General features: G+C 69.9%; 11 protein-coding genes. 4 read left to right on the top strand and 7 right to left on the bottom strand.

From position 1 onward, the window contains the following. Positions 1-465 (top strand): terminase large subunit (locus AAHM41_RS20350; protein WP_342238404.1); only part of this gene is annotated, 465 nt, incomplete at its 5' end. Between the two features lie 156 nt (positions 466-621). Here the strand turns inward: AAHM41_RS20350 and AAHM41_RS20345 are convergent. The 5 genes from AAHM41_RS20345 to AAHM41_RS20325 all read right to left on the bottom strand — a co-directional run bounded on the left by AAHM41_RS20345 (position 622) and on the right by AAHM41_RS20325 (position 5,445). Continuing rightward, positions 622-1,578, bottom strand: a complete 957-nt coding sequence (locus AAHM41_RS20345) for a branched-chain amino acid ABC transporter permease (protein ID WP_342238403.1) — start codon at positions 1,576-1,578, stop codon at positions 622-624. A 1-nt stretch (position 1,579) separates the two neighbouring features. Next, on the bottom strand, positions 1,580-2,467 hold the full coding sequence (locus AAHM41_RS20340; protein WP_342238402.1) for a branched-chain amino acid ABC transporter permease: 888 nt from the start codon (positions 2,465-2,467) through the stop codon (positions 1,580-1,582). A gap of 306 nt (positions 2,468-2,773) precedes the next feature. After that, positions 2,774-3,478 carry an ABC transporter ATP-binding protein gene (locus AAHM41_RS20335; protein ID WP_342238401.1) on the bottom strand — a complete coding sequence of 235 codons (705 nt, stop codon included), beginning with the start codon at positions 3,476-3,478 and terminating at the stop codon, positions 2,774-2,776. Next, positions 3,471-4,229, bottom strand: a complete 759-nt coding sequence (locus AAHM41_RS20330) for an ABC transporter ATP-binding protein (protein ID WP_342238400.1) — start codon at positions 4,227-4,229, stop codon at positions 3,471-3,473. The genes AAHM41_RS20335 and AAHM41_RS20330 overlap by 8 nt, the downstream gene beginning before the upstream one ends. A 7-nt stretch (positions 4,230-4,236) precedes the next feature. After that, positions 4,237-5,445 carry an ABC transporter substrate-binding protein gene (locus AAHM41_RS20325; protein WP_342238399.1) on the bottom strand — a complete coding sequence of 403 codons (1,209 nt, stop codon included), beginning with the start codon at positions 5,443-5,445 and terminating at the stop codon, positions 4,237-4,239. 142 nt (positions 5,446-5,587) lie between these two features. On the opposite strand from AAHM41_RS20325, the gene AAHM41_RS20320 reads away from it, so the two are divergent. From AAHM41_RS20320 to AAHM41_RS20310, 3 genes are all read left to right on the top strand, one after another. Beyond that, on the top strand, positions 5,588-6,169 hold the full coding sequence (locus AAHM41_RS20320) for a hypothetical protein (protein ID WP_342238398.1): 582 nt from the start codon (positions 5,588-5,590) through the stop codon (positions 6,167-6,169). A 96-nt stretch (positions 6,170-6,265) separates the two neighbouring features. Continuing rightward, a complete protein-coding gene (locus AAHM41_RS20315) occupies positions 6,266-6,577 on the top strand; it encodes a BrnT family toxin (RefSeq protein ID WP_342238397.1) in 312 nt (103 codons plus the stop codon). Further along, the gene (locus AAHM41_RS20310; RefSeq protein WP_342238396.1) at positions 6,552-6,875 is read left to right on the top strand and encodes a BrnA antitoxin family protein; all 324 of its coding nucleotides are present in this window, start codon (positions 6,552-6,554) and stop codon (positions 6,873-6,875) included. The genes AAHM41_RS20315 and AAHM41_RS20310 overlap by 26 nt, the downstream gene beginning before the upstream one ends. Before the next feature lie 240 nt (positions 6,876-7,115). On the opposite strand, the gene AAHM41_RS20305 is transcribed toward AAHM41_RS20310, so the two are convergent. Together AAHM41_RS20305 and pspF are read right to left on the bottom strand one after the other, a co-directional pair. Continuing rightward, positions 7,116-7,946: an SDR family NAD(P)-dependent oxidoreductase gene (locus AAHM41_RS20305; protein WP_342238395.1), complete on the bottom strand. Its 831-nt coding sequence runs from the start codon at positions 7,944-7,946 to the stop codon at positions 7,116-7,118. Beyond that, complete coding sequence (pspF, locus tag AAHM41_RS20300; RefSeq protein ID WP_342238394.1) at positions 7,946-8,956, bottom strand: phage shock protein operon transcriptional activator; 1,011 nt, start codon at positions 8,954-8,956, stop codon at positions 7,946-7,948. Before pspF ends, AAHM41_RS20305 begins: the two co-directional genes overlap by 1 nt. Positions 8,957-9,064: the final 108 nt, after the last annotated feature.

The raw sequence follows: 9,064 nt of genomic DNA, 5'->3' as shown, positions 1-9,064 counted from the left end.
CGCTGCTACCTGGCCGGGCGGACGCTGTTCGTCGACCACGAGGCCTATGCCGTCGGCTGCGAGATCGACCGCACGCCCGCCTTGTTCGACACGGTGCCGGAGGCGCGGCGCTGGGCGATCATCGCCGACGGCGCCCGGCCGGAGACGATCAGCTTCCTGCAGCGCCACGGCTTCCCGCGGATGCGGGCGGCGACGAAGGGGGCGGGGTCGGTCAAGGAGGGCGTCGAGTTCCTGAAGAGCTGCGACATCCTGGTGCATCCGCGCTGCCGCCACCTGGCCGACGAGCTGGCGCTGTACAGCTACCGCACCGACCCGAAGACCGGCGACATCCTGGCCGAGCTGGAGGACCGCGAGAACCACGCCATCGACGCCCTGCGCTATGCCCTGGAAGGCCAGCGCCACCAGGACGGCACCTACGACGCCAGCCTGAGCTGGGTGGGGACGCTGGGCTGGGGATGGCGATGACGGGGGCGGATCGCCGGGTTTCAGGCCGGTCCTGGCGTCGAAAACCCCCTCCCCCTACCCCCCTCCCGCGAGGGGAGGGGGGACTCGAAAAGAGCGATGTGTGACCGTCTTAGCGCTTGCGGGGGAGTCGACGCGTCGAGCCGGAGCGTTCCGGCCCTACCCCCGCTTCCGCAGCCAGTGGGCGATCTCGCCGACGATGCCGCGGCGGAACAGCAGCACCACGACGACGAAGATGGCGCCGGTCACCACCGTCACCGGCAAAGCGGATTCGGCCAGGTAGTTCTCCACCGCGATCACCAGCCCGGCGCCGACCACCGGGCCGACCAGCGTGCCGATGCCGCCGAGCAGCGTCATCAGGATCACCTCGCCCGACATCTGCCACTGGATGTCGGTCAGCGAGGCCAGCTGGAACACCAGCGCCTTGGTGCCGCCGGCCAGCCCGGCCAGCGCCGCCGACATGACGAAGGCGGTCAGCTTGTAGGCGTCGACCCGGTAGCCCAGCGAGATCGCCCGGGGCTCGTTCTCGCGGATCGCCTTCAGGATCTGGCCGAAGGGCGAGTGCACGATCCGCCAGATGATGAAGAAGCCGAGGCCGAAGATCGCCAGCACGACGTAGTAGAAGGTCAGCGAATCCGACAGGTCGAGCAGGCCGAACATGCGGCCCTGCGGCACCGACTGGATGCCGTCCTCGCCGCCGGTGAAGGGGGCCTGGAGGGCGACGAAGAACACCATCTGCGACAGCGCCAGGGTGATCATGGCGAAGTAGATGCCCTGGCGGCGGATGGCGAGGAAGCCCATCACCAGCCCCATCGCCGCGGCGGCGGCGGTGCCGGCCAGGATCGCCAGCTCCGGCGGCCAGCCCCAGATCTTCGCGGCATGGGCGGCGACATAGGCGGCGCCGCCGAAGAAGGCGGCATGGCCGAAGGACAGGAGGCCGACATAGCCGATCAGGAGGTTGAAGGCGCAAGCGAACAGGGCGAAGCACAGCAGCTTCATCAGGAAGACGGGGTACAGCACATAGGGCGCGCCGAGGGCCAGGACCGCGACCGCCAGCGCGATGGCGATCCTGGTGCCGCTCACGCCCTCGGTGCCGCTGCGCTCGATCGCCGCCATCTCAGCGCTCCCGCCCGAACAGGCCGGCGGGGCGGACCAGCAGCACCAGCGCCATGATGACGAAGACCACGATGTTCGAGGCCGGCGGGTAGAACACCTTGGTCAGCCCCTCGAAGATGCCGAGGGCGAAGCCGGTGACGATGGCGCCCATGATCGAGCCCATGCCGCCGATCACCACCACGGCGAAGACGACGATGATCAGGTTCGACCCCATCAGCGGGCTGACCTGGTAGACCGGCGCCGCCAGCACCCCGGCCAGCCCGGCCAGGCCGACGCCGAAGGCATAGGTCAGGGTGATCATGCGCGGCACGTTGATGCCGAAGGCCTGGACCAGGGTCGGGTTCTCGGTCGCGGCCCGCAGCGTGGCACCGAGCGGGGTCTTCTCGATCACGAACCAGGTGGCGAAGCAGATCACGGCGGAGGCCAGCACCACCCAGCCGCGATAGATCGGCAGCACCATGAAGCCGAGATTGACCGCGCCGGTCAGCATCGCCGGCGGGCTGTAGGGCTGGCCGGAGGTGCCGTACAGGCTGCGGAACAGCCCCTCCAGGATCAGGGTGACGCCGAAGGTCAGCAGGAGGCCGTAGAGCGGGTCGAGCCGGTAGAGCCGCGACAGGAACAGCTTCTCCAGCACTATCCCGGTGACGGCGACCGCGACCGGCGCCAGCACCAGCGCCGGCCAGTAGCCGATGCCGAGGAAATTCAGCAGCATCCAGGCGGCGAAGGCGCCCAGCATGTACTGCGCGCCATGGGCGAAGTTGATGACGTTGAGCAGGCCGAAGATCACGGCGAGGCCCAGGCTCAACAGGGCATAGAACGATCCGTTGATCAGCCCCAGCAGCAGCTGGCCGAACAGCACCTGGGTCGGGATGCCGAGCAGCGGGATCATGGGGCGGCTCCCTGCTGATGCCGCACTCCGACCTCAGGCTCATTCGAGTCCCCCCTCCCCCCGCGGGAGGGGGGTAGGGGGAGGGGGGGCGTGCAGCCGGGGTGGACGGATCGGTTGAGTGTGCTGCGGCGACGGATCTGGAGCGGGGGCAGGCCGGCGCTTGGCATCGACAACCCCCTCCCCCTGCCCCCCTCCCGCAAGGGGAGGGGGGACTCAAGAAAGCTCACATCGAAGATGTGTCTATCCGATAGGCGCAAGGGGAGGGGGGACAAGGAAAGGGATGCGATTGGGGATCGCAATGTCATCTCAGACCCCCAGCGTCTCATGCAGCAGATCCATCTTGCCGGCCATCTCCTCGCGCCGGATCTCGGCCACCACCCGGCCGTCCTCCATCAAATAGTGCCGGTCGGCCAGGGTGCTGGCGAAGCGGAAGTTCTGCTCGACCAGCAGGATGGTCATGCCCTGCGCCTTCAAGGTGCGCAGCAGCTCGCCGATGCGCTGCACGATCACCGGCGCCAGCCCCTCGGTCGGCTCGTCCAGCAGCAGCAGCCTGACCCCCGTCCGCAGCACCCGGGCGATCGCCAGCATCTGCTGCTCGCCGCCCGACAGCTTGGTGCCCTGGCTGCCGGCGCGCTCAGCCAGGTTCGGGAACAGGCGGTGGATCTCGGCCAGGCTCATGCCGCCCTCGGCCACCTTGGGCGGCAGCGTCAGGTTCTCGGCCACCGACAGCGAGGCGAAGATGCCGCGCTCCTCCGGCACATAGCCGATGCCGGCGCGGGCGATACGGTGCGGCGGCGTCGCCAGCAGGTCGGTCCCGTTCATCCGGATGGTGCCCTGGCGCCGGCGCAGGATGCCCATGATGGCGCGCAAGGTCGTGGTCTTGCCGGCGCCGTTGCGGCCCAGGAGGGTCACGGTCTCGCCCGGGAACACGTCGAGGTCGACGCCGTGCAGCACATGGCTCTCGCCGTAGAAGCCCTGCAGGCCGCGGACATGCAGCAGCGGCTCAGCCATGCTCGGACCCCATATAGGCCTCGCGCACCCGCGGATCGGCCGAGACCTCGGCGTAGCTGCCCTCGGCCAGGATCTCGCCGCGCTGCAGCACCGTGACCCGGTGGCAGAGATCGGCGACGACCGACAGGTTGTGCTCGACCATCAGCACGGTGCGGTCGACCCCGACCTTGCGGATCAAATCGGCGATGCGGCCGATCTCCTCATGCCCCATGCCGGCCATCGGCTCGTCCAAGAGCAGCATCGGCGGGTCGAGCGCCAGGGTGGTGGCGATCTCCAGCGCCCGCTTGCGGCCATAGGACAGGTCGACCGCGGCGGTCTGGGCGAATTCGGTCAGGTTGACGGCCTCGATCAGCGCCAAAGCGCGCTGGTCCAGCCGGCGCAGCACCCGGTCCGAGCGCCAGAACTGGCGCGACAGGCCCTCCGGCCGCTGCAGCGCCACCCGGACATTCTCCAAGACCGTCAGATGCGGGAACACGGCCGAGATCTGGAACGACCGCACCAGGCCGCGCCGCGCCACCTCGGCCGGCTTCAGCCGGGTGATGTCCTCGCCGCGGAAGGCGATGCGGCCGGAGGTCGGCTGGTGGAATTTGGTCAGCAGGTTGAAGACGGTGGTCTTGCCGGCGCCGTTCGGCCCGATCAGGGCGTGGATCGTGCCCTCGCGCACGCTCAGGTCCACGCCCTTGACCGCGAGGAAGCCGCGGAAGGCCTTGGTCAGGCCCTCCGCCACCAGGATCGGCTTGGCTTCAGCCATTCACCGGCTACTTCTTCGCCGTGAGCGGGCAGCCGCTCTCCTCCAGCGAGAGATAGGCCTGGTCGCCGGGGATGGTCGCCAGGATCTTGTAGTAGTCCCAGGGCTTGGTGCTCTCGGACGGCTTCTTCACCTCGGCCAGGTACATGTCGTGCACCATGCGGCCATTGGCCAGCACCTTGCCGCCACGGGCGAAGACGTCGTCGACCGGCAGCTCCTTCATCTTGGCGGCGACCTTCTCGCCGTCATCGGTGCCGGCGGCCTGGACCGCCTTCAGATAGTGCAGCACCGAGGAGTACTCGCCGGCCTGGACCATGTTCGGCATGCGCTGGGTGCGCTCGAAGAAGCGCTGGGCCCAGGCCCGGCTCTCGTCGTTGCGGTCCCAGTAGAAGCCCTCGGTCAGCACCAGCCCCTGCGCCGCCTCGAGGCCGAGGCCGTGCACCTCGGCCAGGGTGAACAAGAGGCCGGCCAGCTTCTGGCCGCCGGCGACGATGCCGAACTCCGCCGCCTGCTTGATCGCATTGGCGGTGTCGAGCCCGGCATTGGCGAGGCCGACCACCTTGGCGCCGGAGGCCTGGGCCTGCAGCAGGAAGGAGGAGAAGTCGGTGGTGTTCAGCGGGTGCCGCACGTCGCCCAGCACCTTGCCGCCCTGGGAGGTGACGAACTTGGCTGTCTGCTCCTCCAGCGAATAGCCGAAGGCGTAGTCCGCGGTCAGGAAGTACCAGCTGTCGCCGCCCTGGCCGACCAGGGCGCCGCCGGTGCCGACCGCCAGCGCATGGGTGTCGTAGGTCCAGTGGAAGCCGGTGGGCGAGCAGGCCTTGCCGGTCAGGTCGGTGGTGGCGGCGCCGTTGGTGATGGTGACCTTGTGCTTCTCCGCCGCCAGCGCCTGCACGGCGAGCGCGACGGAGGAGGTGGTCAGCTCGGTGATCGCGTCGACGCCGTCGACGTCGAACCACTGCCGGGCGATGTTCGAGCCGATGTCCGCCTTGTTCTGGTGGTCGGCGGAGACGACCTCGATCGGGGCGTCCAGCACCTTGCCGCCGAAATCCTCGACCGCCATCTTGGCGGCCTCGACCGACCATTTGCCGCCGAAATCGGCATAGACGCCGGACTGGTCGTTCAGGACGCCGATCTTGACCACGTTGCCCGAGACCTGGGCCGCGGCTGGCCAGGCGAGGCCCGCGACCAGCAATCCGACAGCAACAGCGTTCCGCTTCATGGTGCCTCCCGGGGACGATGCATTCGCAACGAATTTTAAGATTTCGGGGAACCCTGCCTGAGTCGGGGCCGGCGGTGCAATCGCCTTTTCGCAGTGCGGGAGGAAATCCGTTACGGTTCTCCGGTTCGAGCGGAGGATTCCGATGCGAAACACCCTGATCGGCCTGGCCGTTCTCGCCGGCCTCGGCCCGGCGGCGGCCGGCGAGATCGCCAGCGCCTATACCGAGCTCGACCTCGGGCGCGACTGCGCCATCGTCGCCGCGGCCGGCCCGGATGATGGCGACTGGCAGGACCTGGCCTGCAGCGGCTGGCGCGGCTACCCGGTGCTGCTGACGATCGCCGATCTGCGGTCCTCGGCCTTCTACGGCTTCCCGCCCGCCGGCGACCGGCCGTTCGAGACCTTCGCCGCTTTCAACGACGTCGGCCCCCGGATCGAATGGCGGATCGAGAGCGAGGGCGACCGCAGCACGGCCTTCGCCGCGATCCAGCGCTGGACCGTGGAGGGGACGGAAGGGCAGCGGACCGAGGTGCTGGTGGTGGCCAAGGTCGGGCAGCCGGCGGCGCGCCAGGGCTGCACCGTCGGGCTGGTCACGGCCAGCGGCAACCCCGGCGCCAACGAGGCGGCGCGCAAGCTGGCCGACGAGCGGGCGCGGAGCTTCGCCTGCGGCACCGACAAACCGGTCGAGGTCGGCAAGGTGCCGAGCTTCACCCTGGGCCGGGGCTGACCGCGGATCGCCGCCATGCCGGATGCCGTCCGACCGCCTCCCGCTTGTGGTGAACAGCTGCTGTCTTGAACTGCGGATTTGTAGTAACAATTTTGTATGAAGCTGCGGTTCGAGTGGGATCCGACCAAGGCCGCCGGCAACCTGCGCAAGCATGGGGTCAGCTTCGAGACGGCCGTGCGCGTCTTTGCCGACCCGTTCGCCTTGACGGACCAGGACCGTATCGAGGGCGGTGAGCAGCGCTGGCAGCCCCTCGGCATGGTCGCAGGGCGCGTCCTGCTGCTGGTGGCTCACACGATCCGGGACGAGGATGAGGACGGCCAGCCGATCGAGATTATTCGGATCATCTCGGCGAGGTCGGCCGACCGGAAGGAGAGACGACGCTATGAGCAGGAAGCCCATCAGGCATGATGTCGATCTCGCCCACCTGCCGCCCCTGACGGAGGCGCAGGAGGCCGAGCTCGCGGCGCTGGCCGCCCGCCCGGACGGCGAGATCGACACCAGCGACATTCCCCCGCTGACCGAGGCGTTCTGGCAGAACGCTGAGCGCGGCCGTTTCTATCGGCCGGTCAAGACCTCGACCACCGTGCGCATCGACGCCGACGTGCTGGCCTGGCTGCGGTCGCAAGGGAAGGGATACCAGTCGCGGATCAACGCGATCCTGCGGCGCGAGATGCTGGCCGCGCTCCGGTCCCGGAAGGCCGGATAAGGCGGCGGGGGCCAACGGACCGAGGTTCTGATCGTCTCCAAGGCGGGCCGCTGGCGGGACGCCAGGGCGGCCTCGTCGGCCACGTCGCGTCCCGGGCAAACCCGGTGCCAACGAGGCGGCGCGCAAGCTGGCCGACGAGCGGGCGCGGAGCTTTGCCTGGGGCACCGACAAGCCGGTCGAGATCGGCGGCGCGGTGCCGGGAATTCCGAAGCCCGCTGCGACGGGGCACGCTGATCGCCCTCAGTTGATGCCGCGGCTGGTGGCGGCGATCATCAGGCGGTCGAACAGCGCGGCCGGGATCAGCCGCTTCACCCAGAACACCAGCTTGGAATCGGTGCCCAGGCGCAGCCGCGCCGGCATCCGTCGGGATTCGGCCAGGCGCAGCAGCCGGTCCGCCGCCCGGCCGCTGATCGCGGCCGCCCGCTCCGGCGCCACCTCGCCCAGCGCCGCCCGACGGCGCATGGCCCGGTCGAACTTGCGGCGATAGGGCGAATCCGGCGCCGGCACCGGCTGGTCCAGCCGGGCGTTGAAACCGGTGTCGTGGCGCCCGGGCTCGACCGCGCAGACCTGCACGCCATGCGGCGCCAGCTCCAGCCGCAGCGCCTCGCTGAAGCCGGACAGGCCGTGCTTGCTGGCGGTGTAGATCGCCATGAACGGCGTGCCGATGAAGCCCAGCACCGAGGAGATGTTGATCACCCGGCCATGGCTGCGGCGCAGCGCCGGCAGCAGGTCGCGGGTCAGCAGGATCGGGGCCTCGAGATTGGTCGCAATCTGGCGCCGGATCTGGTCGTCGTCCAGCACCTCGAGCGGGCCGTACAGGCCGTAGCCGGCATTGTTGATCAGGCAGTCCAGGCCCCCGGCGACCGCGGCCGCCATCGCGGCCCGCTGCACCGGGTCGGTGACGTCGAGCGGCAGCACGGTGACGCCCGGGATGGCGGCCAGCGCCGCGGCCTCCGGCCGATCCGCGGGGCCGCGCAGCGTCGCCAGCACCGACCAGCCGGCGGCGGCGAAGCGGTTCGCCGCTGCGAAGCCGAAGCCGGAGCTGCAGCCGGTGATCAGCACGGTCTTCATCAATCCTCTCCCCCCGATCGTGCCGAGATACCGTGCTTGCGCAGCAGGTGCCGCAGCTGGTCGTAGCCGAGTCCGAGCGCCGTCGCGGCCCGGCCCTGGTGCCCGCCATGGGCCTGCAGCGCCGCCTCCAGCCAGCGTTTCTCCACCGCCGCGATCTCGCCCCGGAAGTCGTAGGGCAGGGCCGGCGTCGCGGTGGCGGGCAGCGGTTCCGACCCGGTCTGCAGCCCTTTCGGCCGCCAGGGCGAGGCGAAGGGGTCCAGCACGATCTCCGCCACCTTCTCGTCCGGCGGGGTGCGGTAGACCGCGCGCTCGACCGCGTTCTTCAGCTCGCGGATGTTGCCGGGCCAGGGATGGCCGTGCAGCGCCGCCATCGCCGCCGGCGCGAATCCGGGAAAGCCCGGCCGGTCCAGCGCATGGGCCATTCCTTGAGCGAAGTGGCCGGCCAGCAGCGCGATGTCCTCCGGCCGGGCGCGCAGCGGCGGCACGGTCAGCACGTCGAAGGCCAGCCGGTCCAAGAGGTCGCCGCGGAACCGCCCGGCCGCGACCTCGCCCGGCAGGTCGACATTGGTGGCGGCGACGACGCGGACATCGACCGTCATGGTCTGGGTGCCGCCGACCCGCTCGATCTCGCCATATTCGATCACCCGCAGCAGCTTCTCCTGCACCCGCAGGCCGGCATTGGCCAGCTCGTCCAGGAACAGGGTGCCGCCATCGGCACGCTCGAACCGGCCGACATGGCGGCGCACCGCGCCGGTGAAGGCGCCGGCCTCGTGGCCGAACAGCTCGCTCTCCAGCAGCTCCGGCGACAGCGCGGCGCAGTCCAGCTTGACGAAGGGCCGGTCCCAGCGCGGGGACAGGAAGTGCAGCCGCGCCGCGATCAGCTCCTTGCCGGTGCCGCGCTCGCCGATCACCAGCACCGGCCGGTCCAGGGGCGCCGCGGCCGAGACCCGGTCCAGCAGGTCGGCGAAGGCCGGCGCCTCGCCCAGCAGATGCGGCAATCCGTCGGCCATGGATCCCTTCGGCAAAATTTCCCGAAGAGTCGGAAATTTTCGCCGAAGGATCAAGGGGCGTGTTCAGAAAAGCCCAGGAATCTCGCCGAATCCGACTCTGGCACGGCC

The sequence above is a fragment of the Inquilinus sp. OTU3971 genome, assembly GCF_038440215.1.
Note: the sequence above shows the minus strand (reverse complement) of the source record. Positions and strands in the feature narration are given on the sequence as shown.

Coding starts and splice junctions, on each gene's coding strand:
- AAHM41_RS20330 (WP_342238400.1), bottom strand. CDS start 4,229: ATGGCTGAAGCCAAGCCGATCCTGGTGGCGGAGGGCCTGACCAAGGCC.
- AAHM41_RS20325 (WP_342238399.1), bottom strand. CDS start 5,445: ATGAAGCGGAACGCTGTTGCTGTCGGATTGCTGGTCGCGGGCCTCGCC.
- AAHM41_RS20345 (WP_342238403.1), bottom strand. CDS start 1,578: ATGGCGGCGATCGAGCGCAGCGGCACCGAGGGCGTGAGCGGCACCAGG.
- AAHM41_RS20315 (WP_342238397.1), top strand. CDS start 6,266: ATGAAGCTGCGGTTCGAGTGGGATCCGACCAAGGCCGCCGGCAACCTG.
- AAHM41_RS20320 (WP_342238398.1), top strand. CDS start 5,588: ATGCGAAACACCCTGATCGGCCTGGCCGTTCTCGCCGGCCTCGGCCCG.
- AAHM41_RS20335 (WP_342238401.1), bottom strand. CDS start 3,478: ATGGCTGAGCCGCTGCTGCATGTCCGCGGCCTGCAGGGCTTCTACGGC.
- pspF (WP_342238394.1), bottom strand. CDS start 8,956: ATGGCCGACGGATTGCCGCATCTGCTGGGCGAGGCGCCGGCCTTCGCC.
- AAHM41_RS20310 (WP_342238396.1), top strand. CDS start 6,552: ATGAGCAGGAAGCCCATCAGGCATGATGTCGATCTCGCCCACCTGCCG.
- AAHM41_RS20340 (WP_342238402.1), bottom strand. CDS start 2,467: ATGATCCCGCTGCTCGGCATCCCGACCCAGGTGCTGTTCGGCCAGCTG.
- AAHM41_RS20305 (WP_342238395.1), bottom strand. CDS start 7,946: ATGAAGACCGTGCTGATCACCGGCTGCAGCTCCGGCTTCGGCTTCGCA.